Origin of the sequence: Myxacorys almedinensis A, assembly GCF_010091945.1 — a bacterium.
GTDB lineage: Bacteria > Cyanobacteriota > Cyanobacteriia > Leptolyngbyales > Leptolyngbyaceae > Myxacorys > Myxacorys almedinensis.
Genome location: NZ_WVIE01000004.1, coordinates 13,227 through 28,429, shown reverse-complemented (window position 1 = coordinate 28,429; position 15,203 = coordinate 13,227). Strand labels below are relative to the sequence as shown.

Annotated in this window: 14 protein-coding genes; 4 read left to right on the top strand and 10 right to left on the bottom strand. The window is 48.6% G+C overall.

Annotation, left to right across the window (positions count from 1 at the left end):
* Window positions 1–3: 3 nt before the first annotated feature.
* The 3 genes from GS601_RS04190 to lexA all read right to left on the bottom strand — a co-directional run bounded on the left by GS601_RS04190 (window position 4) and on the right by lexA (window position 2,840).
* Window positions 4–243 carry a hypothetical protein gene (locus tag GS601_RS04190; protein ID WP_162422026.1) on the bottom strand — a complete coding sequence of 80 codons (240 nt, stop codon included), beginning with the start codon at window positions 241–243 and terminating at the stop codon, window positions 4–6.
* A gap of 178 nt (window positions 244–421) precedes the next feature.
* Window positions 422–1,675, bottom strand: coding sequence for an AmpG family muropeptide MFS transporter (locus GS601_RS04185; protein WP_162422025.1), 1,254 nt, complete (start codon window positions 1,673–1,675; stop codon window positions 422–424).
* Between the two features lie 544 nt (window positions 1,676–2,219).
* On the bottom strand, window positions 2,220–2,840 hold the full coding sequence (lexA, locus tag GS601_RS04180) for a transcriptional repressor LexA (protein WP_162422024.1): 621 nt from the start codon (window positions 2,838–2,840) through the stop codon (window positions 2,220–2,222).
* A gap of 203 nt (window positions 2,841–3,043) precedes the next feature.
* On the opposite strand from lexA, the gene GS601_RS04175 reads away from it, so the two are divergent.
* Window positions 3,044–3,973, top strand: a complete 930-nt coding sequence (locus GS601_RS04175) for a class I SAM-dependent methyltransferase (protein WP_162422023.1) — start codon at window positions 3,044–3,046, stop codon at window positions 3,971–3,973.
* Between the two features lie 3 nt (window positions 3,974–3,976).
* On the opposite strand, the gene GS601_RS23865 is transcribed toward GS601_RS04175, so the two are convergent.
* Both GS601_RS23865 and radC read right to left on the bottom strand, forming a co-directional pair.
* Window positions 3,977–4,195 carry a type II toxin-antitoxin system HicB family antitoxin gene (locus tag GS601_RS23865; RefSeq protein WP_162422198.1) on the bottom strand — a complete coding sequence of 73 codons (219 nt, stop codon included), beginning with the start codon at window positions 4,193–4,195 and terminating at the stop codon, window positions 3,977–3,979.
* A gap of 357 nt (window positions 4,196–4,552) precedes the next feature.
* Window positions 4,553–5,284 (bottom strand): RadC family protein, encoded by a 732-nt coding sequence (gene radC / locus GS601_RS04165; protein WP_162422022.1) that lies wholly within the window; start codon window positions 5,282–5,284, stop codon window positions 4,553–4,555.
* Window positions 5,285–5,377: 93 nt separating this feature from the next.
* Between radC and GS601_RS04160 the strand changes: the two genes are divergently transcribed.
* Window positions 5,378–6,277, top strand: coding sequence for a peptidoglycan-binding domain-containing protein (locus GS601_RS04160; RefSeq protein ID WP_162422021.1), 900 nt, complete (start codon window positions 5,378–5,380; stop codon window positions 6,275–6,277).
* A gap of 156 nt (window positions 6,278–6,433) precedes the next feature.
* Here GS601_RS04160 and GS601_RS04155 read toward each other — a convergent pair whose 3' ends face one another.
* Complete coding sequence (locus GS601_RS04155; RefSeq protein ID WP_162422020.1) at window positions 6,434–7,825, bottom strand: malic enzyme-like NAD(P)-binding protein; 1,392 nt, start codon at window positions 7,823–7,825, stop codon at window positions 6,434–6,436.
* 195 nt (window positions 7,826–8,020) lie between these two features.
* Here GS601_RS04155 and GS601_RS04150 point away from each other — a divergent pair, with 195 nt between their 5' ends.
* On the top strand, window positions 8,021–8,455 hold the full coding sequence (locus GS601_RS04150) for an SRPBCC domain-containing protein (RefSeq protein ID WP_162422019.1): 435 nt from the start codon (window positions 8,021–8,023) through the stop codon (window positions 8,453–8,455).
* A 544-nt stretch (window positions 8,456–8,999) separates the two neighbouring features.
* Entirely contained in the window at window positions 9,000–9,788 is a 789-nt protein-coding gene (gene crtW / locus GS601_RS04140) for a beta-carotene ketolase CrtW (RefSeq protein WP_238393069.1), read from the top strand.
* Window positions 9,789–9,986: 198 nt separating this feature from the next.
* On the opposite strand, the gene GS601_RS04135 is transcribed toward crtW, so the two are convergent.
* The 4 genes from GS601_RS04135 to GS601_RS04120 all read right to left on the bottom strand — a co-directional run bounded on the left by GS601_RS04135 (window position 9,987) and on the right by GS601_RS04120 (window position 15,178).
* The gene (locus GS601_RS04135; RefSeq protein ID WP_162422018.1) at window positions 9,987–11,561 is read right to left on the bottom strand and encodes a VanZ family protein; all 1,575 of its coding nucleotides are present in this window, start codon (window positions 11,559–11,561) and stop codon (window positions 9,987–9,989) included.
* Window positions 11,562–11,596: 35 nt separating this feature from the next.
* On the bottom strand, window positions 11,597–12,811 hold the full coding sequence (lhgO, locus tag GS601_RS04130) for an L-2-hydroxyglutarate oxidase (RefSeq protein WP_162422017.1): 1,215 nt from the start codon (window positions 12,809–12,811) through the stop codon (window positions 11,597–11,599).
* Between the two features lie 84 nt (window positions 12,812–12,895).
* Window positions 12,896–14,122 carry a class I SAM-dependent methyltransferase gene (locus GS601_RS04125; RefSeq protein WP_162422016.1) on the bottom strand — a complete coding sequence of 409 codons (1,227 nt, stop codon included), beginning with the start codon at window positions 14,120–14,122 and terminating at the stop codon, window positions 12,896–12,898.
* A gap of 99 nt (window positions 14,123–14,221) precedes the next feature.
* Complete coding sequence (locus GS601_RS04120; protein WP_162422015.1) at window positions 14,222–15,178, bottom strand: phytanoyl-CoA dioxygenase family protein; 957 nt, start codon at window positions 15,176–15,178, stop codon at window positions 14,222–14,224.
* Between the last annotated feature and the right edge of the window lie 25 nt (window positions 15,179–15,203).

The following is a 15,203-nucleotide window of genomic DNA, read 5'->3' as shown; positions in this document are numbered from 1 at the left end:
TGTTTACAATTGGGCAGGATCTTTAGGCAGCCCTTCTACCAAGGCAGACAGTGCAGGAGGCAACCCTGCCACTGTGCCTACATGCGATGCGGCAGCTTTGTTACCTGTTGGGGAAACCTCTTCAATGGGTGCAGGGGCTGCCATGTCACCGGGCAAGAAGATGCGTGCACTCACAGCAACTAGCGCAACGATAAAGACCAACACAACCAGAAATGGAGCGATATTCTGACGGAAGAAAACCATGACTGAAGCGGCGATTACAAAAGGATACGTTTCTGAGAGTTCATTCAAGATCTGATCAGGTTGCTCTCTTTCTTATCCTAATACGGGCATTGCTGAATGGAAGGGTCAATCGCGGCTAAATTTGCTCTTGCTCTAAGGCGCGATCGCGCCCTAAACTGACCCAAACTGACCTTTTCGTTCATCCTTTCTCGCTCACCGTCTGCTCATTCCACGGCGCAAACACAGGCAGCAACAGCAAGCCAGGAATTGCCGCCAAGATGGTGATGAAGAAAAAGCCTGTCCAGCCGGTTGCTTCGGCGAGTGCCCCTGCTCGTGCCACCAAAATGTCTCGGCTCACGGCCATGAGGCTTGAAAGCAACGCAAACTGAGTTGCCGAAAAGCGCTGGTTGCAGAGGCTCATCAAAAACGCTAGAAATGCAGCGTTCCCCAAGCCTGTGCAGAAATTCTCAACATTGATAGCAACCACCATAAATGGGTAGTTCTGCCCAACCTGCGCCAAGACTAGATAGGCAACGTTGCTGAATGCCTGCAATCCGCCAAAAATCCACAGCGATCGATTGACGCCAATTCTACTGAAAATGGCTCCCCCAACCAGCGTTCCCACGATCGTGGCTAAGATGCCCATGCCGCCTTGAATGGCTCCAATATCGGTTTGGGTAAAGCCAGTCTGAAGCAAAAAGGGAATTGCCATATTGTTTAGCAGCGAGTCGCCAAACTTGTAGAGGACGATGAATCCCAAAATTAGGCTGCCGCGGAGCCGTCCTAACCGCCCAAAAAAGTCGAGGAGCGGCTGCACCACGGCTTCGCTTAAGGTGAGTGGGGGCACTGCCTGCTGTTCTGGCTCTGGGGCAAAAAAGGCGGCGACCATGCCAATGCCAATGAGCAACGACAGCAGTAAATAAACGTTTTGCCATGGCATGCGATCGGCTAGAAAGAATGCGATCGCGCCGGTAATCAGCAGCGCAATTCGGTATCCTGTGACAAAGATTGCTGCCCCTGCGCCGAGTTCGGGTTTGTCTAAAACATCGGTACGGTAAGCATCAGCCGCAATATCTTGGGTGGCGCTAAAAAAGGCAATCACGATCGCATTGATGGCAATGAATTGCAGCGACTGCTGAGGATTGTGCAGCGACATTGCCGCAATGCCCACCAGTAGGGCAAGCTGAGTGATAAGAAGCCATCCCCGACGGCGACCCAAAAAGGGAGGAATAAACCGATCGAGCACCGGTGCCCACAGAAACTTGAGGGAGTAAGGAAGCGCGACGAGGCTAAACAACCCGATGGTACTTAGCTTGATGCCTTCAACCGTCATCCATGCCTGAAGCGTTCTACTCGTGAGCAAAAACGGCAGTCCAGACGAAAATCCGATCAACAGCAGTGCCGACATTTTACGGCTCTGGAAAACTTTAACGAGGGATTGAATGGTTTCCACAGGGGTAGCGATGGGATGGAACGATCGATGGGACTGCTCTTTCAGGAACTACGTTCCCACATAAAGCAACACTGACAGATCAGGAACTCAATACTTCGAGGGTTTGATGATATCGAGGGTTTGATGATATCGGATTACCTTCCTCACACAATGGGTTGAGAAGACCTATCCTAGAGCCTGCTTCCTGGAAAACAATCTGCTTCCTAGAAAACCAGAAAAGGCTCTGGCTCTCTCTTGCAGGAAAGGCTGAGGGCTGGGCAGATCCAGAGGTATTGGAGTCACGATCTTCAGCAAAATATGGCAAATTTGCCACAGTTCATACCAAATTAATCTGTAAATACTACAAACGTGCGACCTCCTAACCCAGGAAGGATGCCGTAGGCAGGGGGGTCGAGGATCTGTCGCAGTGAAAAATCAATTTGGTATCACATCAGTGTTTTAGCATCATCGCATACATCAAAAATGGCGCAGGAAATTCTTCCAACGCCAGAGCCTGCCCATGATGCTAAAAAACGCGCGTTACAGAAATCTAGGAAATTTAGGGTTACAGTTTGCCATATCCCCGCCAAACGCCGATCAACACCCCCTGAATGTCTACTTCTGAGGCTGAAACTTCTGTGATCGGATAAAGCTCGCGATTTGGGTTTCCAGGCTTCAAAAATACCTTACTTCCTTTGCGCTCAAGGTATTTTAGCGTGGTTTTGCCTTGGTGATGGGCAGCCACGATCGCACCATTTTTAAGTGTCTTCGGATCGCTAGCAGGCTCTAGAATCACGATGTCGCCGTCGTCAATGAGTGCCTCGATCATGCTGTGCCCCCGCACCTTGAGAGCAAAATGCCGAGGCTTGAGCAGAAGATTTGACAAATCTAAATACTCAACTTCGCTATCTGAGAAGGTTTCGACCAAGCTGGTTGCCGCGATCGCGCCTTGGATGGGAATCCCTTTCGGCATGGGGTTAAGAATCCGAATGGTGCGTGCTTGCCCGTCCGTCCACTCAATGTAGCCCTTGTTGCGGAGATGCTCCAACCGACTCTGCACCGGAGCCGGAGATTTGAGGTTCATCGCGGTCATCATTTGCCGGATGGAGGGAGCGTGCTGATGGTCGCGAATGTAGTCAACTAGCCAGTCATATAGCTGTTGCTGGGCGTCAGTGAGGGATTCCATAAAACAAAATGAGGGTGGATGTGGGAGAACTAGAACATTTGTATTGTACCAAAAAGGCGCGGCGATGGGCTAAATTAGTTGATCTGTTCTTAAGGACATTTGTATCCTTATTTAGGGAATTTGTCGAGATCTCTGGGCGTTAAATTTGGTGACTTTTGCCTGCGATAATGAAGGCTAACCCAAACCGTTTTGAATTTTTGACTATGACGGCTGCGCCTATTTCTAAACCAAGACTTGTTACCCAGGCTGTAAATGGTCTTCTGGCGATCAAACCGCTCTTTAATTTGGCAAAATATCGAGCGCGGCAGATGATGATCAGGCGGGCAGAATCAATCGGCGTGGCGTGGAGAGAGGAAGCGGCGGCATTGCGCGATCGCAACTGGTCAGCCGAGTTTGATCAGGTTCATAACCCTGATCTAGCGTATCCAGAGTATTATCTGCGTCCGTTTCATGCCTACACAGAAGGCAACATGGGCTGGCAGCCTGCTACCGAAGTCGAAGTGGCTGCCCATGCCGTTCATGCTCGGATCTGGAAAAATGGCGGCATTGAAGGCGATTCGCGCCTGCGGCAAAGCTATCATGAGGCGCTTAAAGCCCAACTGTCTGAAGCCCCGAACGATATTGTCGATTTGGGCTGTAGCGTGGGCATGAGCACGTTTGCGTTACAAAGAACCTTTCCGAACGCCAAGGTTACGGGGGTTGATTTGTCGCCTTATTTTCTGGCGGTTGCCCACTATCGCACTCAACGGCGGACTGAGACAGAATTTTCTGATCCGACTTGGGTTCATGCAGCGGCAGAATCGACGGGTTTACCGAGCGCTGCGTTTGATCTGGTGTCGGCATCGCTGGTGTTTCATGAACTGCCGAGACAGGCTGCGATCGCGATTCTCCAAGAAGCTAAACGATTGCTGCGTCCGGGTGGTCATCTTGCCATCATGGATATGAACCCAACATCCGAAATTTACGCCAAGATGCCGCCCTACATTCTGACGCTGTTGAAAAGTACAGAACCTTATTTGGACGAGTATTTCGTGTTAGACCTTGAAGCTGCGATCGTGGAGGCTGGCTTTGCTCAACCCGCGCTCACCTGCAATACGCCGCGACATCGTGCGATCGTGGCGCAAGCGAAATGATCTTTAGTCTTGAAGATCGCTTTTGAGCGGAATTGGATCATCATGCTCATAGGCTGATTCAATCCATGCTGATTCAATCCATAAAGCACGGGCGTCTTCAATTTCAGCTAATGCGTCTTCAACCGTTTCACCTTGGCTGATACAACCCAGCAGATCTTTGATTTCAACGACGTATCCTCCTTCTGGGTCGGAGTAGAGTGTTACTGGATATTTCTGCTTCAGATAAAACTCTAGAAACTTTCGCTTAGTCTTCTTCTTCCTCCAGTCCGAGCGCTGTGATTACTTTCCCGATGTAAATCTCTTTCACTAAAATCTGATGCAAAGGCGAGATGCTCTGCTTCAGCAAAAGTACGGTGACAATTGGAGATCCTATCTCGTATAATAGACCCATACTCATAATGAGGCTACGTAAGGGTTTACCCTTACTGAAGCCTGACCAATAGCAGATCCCTTAGTTCTTCGGAGCTAGGGGATTTGTTTTGAGCGTTGCGGCATACTCGTTCTTCTAAAATAATGAATGTTGCTTCTCGTCGTAAGGCTTCTGCTAACAACTCACGTCGGCAGGTACGAAAAAGCTCCTCACGCCCCTTGAGGTGTTTCTTCCCAGAGTGAGGTAGTTTGTCGCAAACTGAGATGATTTCCGTTACCTAGAATTAGATGATCCAGTAACGGAATTCCTAGAAATCGCGAACCTTCGAGCAGTTGGCGCGTGAGAGAAAGGTCTTCTGCGCTCGGTTCAAGGTTTCCGGACGGATGGTTGTGAGCCACGATCGCACGGGTTGCCCCTTGGCGAATAATTTCTCGAAAAATTTCTCTTGGATGCGCCAGAGTTTCGGTTGCCGTGCCGATCGTGATCACCTGTGTAGCGATCAGCTTGTTTTTCACATCGAGCATCAGCACCGCAAACCGCTCTTGAGATTGCCACATAAGCTCATTACTCAGCGCGGCAGCGGCAACTTGCGGATCGTCGATCACCGTTTTTTCCGGTGGGCGGGATTGATACACTCGTTTGCCAAGCTCGATCGCTGCCAAAATCGTGGTTGCTTTAGCAGGGCCAACGCCCGGAACTTTGGTTAATTCTTGAATGTTGACATCGCGCAGCACCCCCAACGGATCGCGCTGATGCTGGCTCAACTCTTGCAAAATATATTGCCCCAATCCCACGGCTGAGAGTTTTCCGGCTCCTTGTCCTGTTCCTAGCAAAATCGCGATTAGCTCAGCCGTTGAGAGAGTTTTCGCCCCGTAAGCAATTAACCGTTCGCGGGGTCGTTCGCTTTGGGGAAGATCAGCAATTCTTAAAGAGTAGGTCATGAAGCAGGGGCAGGAATCGGATATTTTTACAGTAATCCCGCAAAATGAAACTGGGAGTACATCGATCAATTCGAGCAATACAAGAGTGTGAGTATGTGGAACGGAAGCACAAATGCTGTAGCGGCGCTGCTGGGGGGTGCGCTCCTCTGGAGCTTGGCAGAGCCGATCGCAATCTATCAACCCGCTTGGGCAGCCCGAACTCAAGACTATACGCCGGATCAGTTTATTTCAGTTTTAAACGGGTTAGGGTATCCGGTGACCTTAACGACGGTGTTTAACAGCCCAGTTGTGCAACAGTCGATTCGAGATTTTCAACTGCAATATCGCCTACCTGTAGATGGAACGCTCAATCCTCCGACGCAAGACATTGCCGCCGATCTAGTCAGGAAACTGCAAACGGATCTCAATCGGGTGGTGAAATTAGAGAACCCACTGCCAGCCAGCCAATTTTACGGGCGGCAGACCGAGGCGGCGGTACGGTTGTTTCAGCAGCAAAACAAACTGCCAGAAACAGGAATCGCTACCTTGGAAACGCGCCAACGCATTAACGATATTCTCAACGATGCGCTTCCTCGACCGGGGCAAGGCTCGTCGCCGGGTGGATCTTCTGGCGGTGCTGTCCAAGGAATTTATACAGAAGCGCAACTGCGATCGCTGCTGTTGGGGTTTGGGTATGATGTCAATCCTCAGCAGCCATTGAATGGCACTTCTGCGGTTCGCGCCATTCAAGATATCCAGTTTCTCTATGGATTACCGCAAACAGGGCAGGCCGATCAGCGCACTCAAGAGATTATGGCAACCTTGGTCAAAAATCTGAGAAACAGCCTCAAAGTTGTGCTGCGAAGTAATTTGCCGATTACGCAGTTTTACGATGCCCAGGCTCAAGCGGCAGTGCGAGAGTTCCAAACCAGATATGGCTTGGCGGTCAATGGGTCAGCCAATCTTGCGGTACGGAGCCAGATTGATGCAGCAGCCCGAAGAGTCAACCCCTAGGCGACGGATTTGGAAACGGATGGAGGATCTTAATATCGTAAGAGAACGTTGATTTTCCAGGGTACTTTGTCCGCTCCATCGGTTGTCAAATCCGCTGCTCTTTTCGGCGAGGGATGGCGAGGCTTTCTCAGATTTAGCCCCGCGCGATCGCTAACCCTAAGCGTGGGCGACCCCATCTTCGCGAGCCGCCTTTTGCACCGCCGCCGCCACCGCAAGGGCGACCCGACCATCAAACACCGACGGAATAATGTGTTCGCGATGCAATTCATCGGGGTTAACGAGGGACGCGATCGCAAGGGCAGCTTGCAAATACATATTCGTCGTTAGGGTAGAGGCTCGGCAGTCGAGTGCTCCTCTGAATAGACCTGGAAACGCCAGCACGTTATTGATCTGGTTGGGATAGTCACTGCGCCCCGTCGCCATCACAGCCACATCATCACGCACATATTCCGGCTGAATTTCAGGAATCGGATTCGCCATTGCAAACACGATCGGCTCGGCTGCCATCGAGCGCACCATCTCCGGCGTCACCACACCCGGAGCGCTGACCCCCAAAAACACATCCGCGCCCTTCATCGCATCGACAAGACTGCCGCCCTGAGCGATCGCAAAGGCAAGTTTTTGATCATTCAAATCGGTGCGGGTTGTCGAGAGAATGCCTTTTGAGTCGCACATGACGATGCTGCCTGCGCCATCTTTTTGCAGCAGCTTGGCGATCGCAACTCCGGCAGCCCCTGCCCCGTTAATCACAATGCGGGCATCAAAAATTGATTTCTCCACCAGTTTCAGCGCGTTGGTCAACGCCGCCAGCGTCACGATTGCCGTTCCGTGCTGGTCGTCATGAAACACCGGAATGTTGAGTTCTTTTTGCAGCCGTTCTTCAATTTCAAAACAGCGAGGAGCCGCAATATCTTCTAAATTGACGCCGCCAAACACAGGAGCAATCCGCTTGACGGTTTCGACAATTTCATCGGTGCTTTGGGTTGCCAAACAAATTGGAAACGCATCCAACCCGCCAAACTCTTTAAATAACATCGCCTTGCCTTCCATCACCGGCATAGAGGCTTCCGCGCCCAGGTTGCCCAACCCAAGAACAGCGCTGCCATCTGTTACGATCGCGATGGTGTTGTGCTTGATCGTCAGTTCATACACCCGATCGGGTTCCTCTGCGATCGCACGGCACACCCGACCGACCCCCGGCGTATACGCCATTGCCAGATCCGCCTGTCCTCTCAGGGGCATCTTGCTCTGAACACTAATCTTGCCGCCTTTGTGCAGCGTAAAGGTGCGATCGTAAATATCTAAAACTTTAATGTCAGGTAGCGCTTTCACCGCTTGCACAATAGTTTCTGCATGTTCTGTACTTGCCGCATCAACCGTAATATCGCGCATCGAAATGTCTCGCGTCTGCTCAATCAGGTCGATTTGTCCTATATTTCCACCTTCAGACGAAATCGCCTGAATCACGCTCGCCAACATGCCGGGGCGATTGGGAACCTGGAAGCGAATTGTCAAACTAAAACTAGAGTTGGGGGTTAGGTCTGCCATAACTTGCAAGTTGAATTCCGGAGTTTCAATCTTAGTGGGAATTACGAACCAAAATAAAAAAATCTCAACGATTTTGAGCGCAATTCTGGTTTGCCCATGGAAGAAGTGAAGAAAGTATCGTTCAATAGCAAATAAGTTGTCGCGCCTATTTTAGAGAATCCGATTTGAGAGAACTGTACTTAGACACACGAATTTATGCCGAGTCTTTACACCGAAATCGAAATCCATGCGCCGCGATCGCGGGTTTGGCAAATTTTGACCCAAAAAGAACGATGGAAGTACTGGAACACGTTCCTTTACGACTGCAACCCTCATCAGACCTTTGTTCCAGGGCAAGAAGTCTCCCTCTCGCTGCTGCGAGTTCCGGGTGAAGAAGAAATTCAGTTTCGTCCGCTCGTGACGCTGGTGCAGCCAGAAGCCTGTCTAAGGTGGGTATCGTCAATTCCAGGCTTCCAAAACGAGCATATTTGGCAGCTTCAAGACCTAGATCGAAACCGTAGCCAATTTGTTTACCAAGAAAACTTTTCTGGTTCCCTCTGCAAATTTTTTGTGCCGTTTATCCGCCAAGATGAGCAAAAAGGGATGCGACGCATGGCATGGGAACTCAAGCAGTATGCAGAAAAGCTTTAAATTGTTCAATCCTCTGTCACTAATCCTGGCACTTTACATCAGCAGGTGTGCGGGCACGATTGATAAAGCTATGAACACCAAGAACTTGCTCATAGAACCTGACAACAGACAAAGCAAAATCTGCACTAAGATATATGTTAAGATTCGTAAATAATTATTCAATGCTTCTTGTCTAGCCATCTTCAGATTCTTTTGTACTGATTACATTAGGTTGGTGAAATGCGTTTTCATATCAACAGCAGCGTTGATGGAGCAGCAAGAAATGCAAAATTTCTCGTGTTAAACAGCGAATATTGTTCTATGAACTTGTCGTTTTTGAGGTGGAGAAACCTGTCTAAAAGCGCGGCTGATCCTATTTCTACTCAAAAGTAGTATATCGCTTGTTAAAAGCTCATCCTTTTGACTTGAACTCAAGTTAGCACTCTGGAAGAGAGCGCCAATTAGTTAAATTTATAGACTGTTAGGAAGCGCAACCTACCGATGAGTTTGCTGCCTCAAGTCGATATCAACGTAGTCTCAAGAATGCTTTTGATAAGGTCATCTAATGCTTTTACAATCTCAAACTAAAATTCAGCCTCATCTGATTTCAATGCAAGAAGTCAGCGACCAAGGTGATAAGGGTGTTGTTATCTCAACTAGTATTTTTGGAGCATGGGCAATTACTCTGTCTGTCTTATTACGAATTGACATTAGCGCCTTGCCAATTGCGGCTCGCGTTGCCTTGGTTGCGCTGCAAACGTTCTTATATACAGGGCTTTTTATCAATGCCCATGATGCTATGCATGGCGCGATCGCACCAAAAAATCCTAAACTCAATCGCCTAATTGGTTCAATATCAATTTTCTGTTATGCCCTTTTTTCTTATAAAAATTTACTGAAAAGCCACTGGTTACATCATCAGCATCCTGCCTCGGAAAGTGATCCGGATTTTCATAATGGACGGTTCAAAAATCCAGTAGCTTGGTTCCTCCAATTTATGTTCAATTATTGGAGTTGGACTCGTCTAATTGGGTTAGTACTTGTTTTTCATACCTTACGGGGTCTATTTCATATCCCTGTGGCTAACTTGAACTGGTTTTGGATTACTCCTGCGATCGCAAGTTCCATGCAATTGTTTTTCTTTGGCACCTATTTGCCCCATCGTGAACCTAAAGGAGGATATCAAAATAGCAGCCGTGCCCAAAGTACAAACTGGTCTACGTTTTGGTCGTTTATCAGTTGCTATCACTTCGGCTATCATTTGGAGCATCACGAATATCCGAATGCTCCTTGGTGGGCACTGCCTCAGGTGCATCAACAGCGAAAGTCCAAAGATTTTCAGGGTGCTTTGTAACCTCCTAATGTGCTCACAACTGGCTATGGGCAGACATAGAAATCGTTAGATTTTACGGTGGCGATTGACCCGCCATGTTAATGTCATAAATGGGGTAAATCTGCTTTGCAAGCACTGTTCCAATATTAGAATAAAGACATGACAAAGGGTATTTTGGCGCTGAAACTCTTTGGCAAATCTTTCTTCAGATAACAGTGACTATTTCTTACCTTCCGAGTAGAGCCATGCTGTCATACTACCTTTAGTCAAAAGCATTGTTGTGGCAGCTATGCCGATGCTAAATATCATATTTTGCATATGAAATTGACCATTTCGGATGATAGGTTCTAGTAACAGGGCAGGAATAATTATCCCAGTTATGACTAGCAGGATATCAAATTGAACCTGCTCTTTGAACTTTGCTGAAATAAGGGCTAGAAGCAAGCCCAACGGTACGAAAAAAACGGCGTAAAACATCAGCTTATGTACAGAAACGCTGAAATCTGTAAGCTGTAGAATCCGCCCTTCAAACGGGAATAGATATCGAAATAACGTGATTTCGGGTGTTAGTTCTAAACTGTAGATAGTCTCAGGATTGTCTACATAGAGACGAAGCATATTCTGATGGTAAGTCAGGAGAAAATGATGAAGTTCTAAGTCTTGAAAAATATTGGGCACGATCAGTGCTGTATAGACTCCGTTTTCTCCTGTGATGGGAGTTCTTAATCGAAAAATAAGCTGCTTGTTTTCTTGACCTAGGGTGAAATTACGTTGGAGGGGATCTTTGGAGAACGATAAGATGCGGGCAGGTCCAGCTTGATTGAGATCTGAGGTTGCTGCGATCGCACTAATTGTAAATTCAGATGACTTCTGCAATCGCTCGGACAGTGCGGCAGCAGGTTGAGCCGTTTCAAGCCACTGTTCGCCTGACACAATCGCGCCTCTGGTTGATGCACGCACTGCGTTTCTTTGGGCAACTAAGTTTGGCAGAGTGCCGGTGCGATCCTCCACTTCGCTTAACACACCGTTCGTGGCTGTAGTCAGGTCATAGGCTGCCACTAATCCGGGTTGCAGCAGTAAGTTCCCTTGAAACACTTGGGTAATTTCTGCTTCAGAAAGAGCACGATCGCTAATTTCTACCTTAGAAATTCTTCCGTTCCAAGGACGATCGCCTGTTTTCTCGTTCCCTATTGAAAGAGGAAAGTCAGAACTCCAATTACTTAACTGAGCAGCTTGCTGAAGCGACAGGGAAATTAGCCCCATCAACAACACCCACGTAATGAGGGCGACCGCTAGATTTTGAACGCTAAGAACTCGTTTGACCCGTTTGTCGAATAACTGGAGGTAATTGGGTGCAATAGCAGCCAGCGCAAGGTAGCTCAATGCACCGCAAAACCCACCCGTGGTATTGGTTGAGATATCAATCCAACTTGGGCTGCGAGAGGGCAAAAACACTTGCGACACCTCAACGCTCAACGATAGAAGCGTGCTAGCGATCGCGGCAATGACTAGCCCCCTCCAGAGTTTCATCCCGTGGGATTGAACCCGTAGGGCGATCCCAAAGCCTAAAGGCATAAACAAGAGGACGTTTCCAATCAGGTCGTTCCAATCGCTGGGGTGGGCAAAAAACTCGCGAATTGCGCCCGTAGGCGTCACTCCTTCAGAAATGAACTCAAAGGGTGCCAGCGTTGCGATCAAAATGATAAAAACTGCACCACCGATGATGCGGTTTGCCCAGGGTCTCAGGGCAGGATTAGCAGTAGAGTGTCGGCGAAAAGGCTTTTGAGTTGCCATGAGTAGCTCCTGAGTCAGCTAGCGAAAGCAGTGATTTATGAATTGAGAGCAATCTGGCTCGTCTGCAAGTCTGGAACCTGGGCGGCGATCGCACTACCAATTTCTAACGATGATGTTGCCGCAGGGGAAGGAGCATTGTACACATGAAGCGCATGGTGTTCTCGCTCGATCAAAAAGTCATCGACCAATTTGCCATCGGGTAACAGGGCTTGCGCTCTGACACCGGCATGAGTTGGAACCAGATCGGCGGATTGCACTTCGGGAATTAGCTCTTGCAAACTGCGAACGAATGCCGCCTTAAACAACGAGCGAATCATCTCCTGAATGCCTTGATCGGCGTGTTTTGACATCAGTTTCCAGAAGCCTGGATAGGTCATTACTTCGGTAAAGTCGCGCAGATTAAAATCTGTTTTGCGATAGCCTTCTCGCTTGAAACTCAGCACCGCGTTAGGACCAGCGTGAACGGTTCCATCAATCATGCGAGTGAAGTGAACGCCCAAGAAGGGAAAATTTGGATTGGGAACCGGATAAATCAGACCCTTAACGAGGTAACGTTTTTCGGGAGTGAGTTCGTAGTATTCACCTCGGAAGGGGACAATTTTGGCAGGAGGTGTGGCAGCCGCGAGTTTGGCAACGCGATCGCAGTGCAATCCCGCACAGTTAATCAAAAATCGTGCTGTAAAACTGCCACGGCTCGTTGCAATTTCATATCCTTCAGTTGTTCGGATACAAGATTCAACGCGAGTACTCAGCCGCAAATCGGCTCCTTGGCTGGCAGCGATTTCGGCATACTTTTGACAAACCTGTTTATAACTAACGATGCCAGTCGAGTAAACCCTAACTCCAGCGAGACAACGAACATGAGGTTCGATTTCGTTCACCGCTTGGGCAGAAATCTTCTCAACCTTCAAGCCGTTGTCTAAACCCCGTTGATAAATGTTGTCTAGTAAAGGAAGTTCTGCGGGCTTGGTCGCGACAATTACTTTGCCACATATTTCGTGCTCTAACCCATGCTCTTGACAGAACTGGACGATCGAGCGGCTACCATCCCGACAAAATTTTGCCTTAAAACTTCCTGGCTTATAATAAATTCCCGAATGGATTACACCACTGTTATTTCCAGTTTGATGAAATGCCCATTGACCTTCTTTTTCTAACAGCAAGACTTTGGCATTCGGGTATCGTTTTCCGAGGGCAACAGCAGTCGATAAGCCAACAATTCCGCCCCCAACAATTGCATAATCGTACATGACTATCCCTGACATTTGCTTCACTCAAGTCAACTGAGGGGTTGGAGGCGGGATTGTCTGACGCCTCCTGCCAAACCCAATGCTTTAAATGGCGACCACTTTCGTTGTCACGCCCATGTCATCCAGCATTTTTTGAATTTCGTTGCAGTAGATGGCGTTCATGACGATCACTTCATCAGGCTGGTAATCCTTGAGCGATTCAGGAGAACGAATCTCTTGACCCACCCCTGGAATAAATCGACCGTGACGGTGGGGGTTAATATCGACAACCCAATCAATCAGGTCTTTGGTTCCCAACGTGGTGAGGAACGCGACGCATTTTGAGCCAGAACCCCAAACTGCAACTTTTCTGCCGTCCGCTTTCATCGTCTCCAAATGCTGCTTCCAGTAGCCCAACTTGTCCCCAATTTTGGACGCAAATAGCTCAACATCCTTCACCAATTGCTCGACGCTTTCTTCGGCTGGGTGAATCTTGGTCGATGGGGTCGCAACAGGACGCGCTTCAATCATCAAATACTGATCGCCGTAGTCTAGATACACATTAAGCACTTCAAAGCCTTCTTGACGGAACAACCGCGCTAACGATCCTGGCGTGAAATAAGAGCAGTGTTCGTAGTAAATATCTTCAAAGGCTTGCTCGGTGAGAACCCGCCCCATGTCAGGAATTTCAAAGAAGATGACGGTATCAAGGCGATCGCCCACGGAACGCCGGACGGTGCGAACCAATTCTGCGGTTTGGTGAATGTGTTCGAGCGTGTGACGGCAGCAGATAAACTCGCCCGTGTGTTCTGAATATTTTTCCGAGTAGTAATCTTGAATGAACATCACGCGATCGGCGGCTTCACTTTCAACTCGACCTACGATCGCGCTGGGGTCAATTCCAACACCATAGTTATTCCCTAGTTCACACATCAACAGCAGAAAATCGCCCTTACTGCATCCGATCTCAACGATCTTCTTATTCCGCAAGTCGTACTTTTCAATGAGACGAGTTGCCAGCTTGTAAGCAAACGAGTTAAACGTCGGTGAGAAACTTTGCTGATCTTCGTAGATAGGTGAATAATCCGAGTTTTTAGCATCAAACTCGACGTTGGTCACAAAGCCACAATTTGGGCAAAATCCCAACACAACATCACCGCAGGGGAAGTCCACCGCTTCCTGATAGCTGGGCATCATCAAACAACTGTGTACCGGAACATTACGAACTTCATAGAACACGGCTGACTCGTGATGTCCACAGCTTGGACACTCGTAGGACACAAGACGGGTTCCGGTTGGAATTTTTTGCCCAAGTGTAGATGGCTGATTCATAGGAGGTCCTTAAAAAGGGTAAACAATGGGTTTCTCTAGCCAAAGCAACAACTATGTTTAAGTGCTTCCCCTGCGACGTAACGAGAAGCACTTAAAACACTATGACACGACTGACAGTTCGCGTTCGTCAACATCGCCTAACGAGTCAGGTTTGAAAATCAACCCCTCATCGGCTGGATCACCTTTATCGTATTGAGCCACAATCTCTTCTGGTAACCGCGTGAGATCGCTGCCCCGCATAAAATCTCTTAGTGAAGTTCCAGTGGATTCAGAATCGACATTCGGCGCACCCCCCATCGATCTCACTTCATCGAGGTGAACCGTTCTAAAATCAATGCTATAGCGGGTAAACCCAGAGGTGTTGGGCACAGTAGAGTGCAGTTGAGCGCCTGCAAACAAGACAATTCCACCGGCTGGGCACACGACGCGAATTTGAGGATTTAGTTCAATCTCTTCAACCGCGTGGGGCTGCTTGCGAGTGTCGGATTTGATGTGCTGTGCAGCGCTCTTGCGTCCAGTTTTGTTCCACTCGTAGTAGTTGAAGCTGCTGGATTCGTTCCTAACGCCTTGGCTCCAGTAGCGGGGGTGGAATGCCATTGAACACTCAGTCTCAATCTCGTAAATCGGTAGCCACCAATTTAGTTGACACATGGGCGCAGAATACCAGGTGTCGCGGTGGGGGTGATGGGCGTAGCCAACTCCACTGGTGAGGTAACCGTTGGATGTCACCATTCTTAAGCGAGGAACATCTAGATAAGTTTGCTCTAGATCACAGGAGAAATCCCGCAAAATATCCTGAATCAGTCCCTTAGTTTCTGGGTGATGGATAAATTGAGGCTTGAGAGGAGCCACGATCGATACATACTCTTCGACAGACATATGAAACTGGGCGTCGCGAGGATCAAGCTTGCCAAAGGCTGTTTCAATCATTTTGCGAGCATGTTGAATCAGCGCGATCGTACTGGGACGAGGCGTAAACACAAAGATTTGACCGTCGTAAAGCCGTTCTCTTCTCACTTGATCGTTAACCGCAGAATCAACGTAAACCGTATGCATCAAAGGTTCTCCTCAGAACAATTAG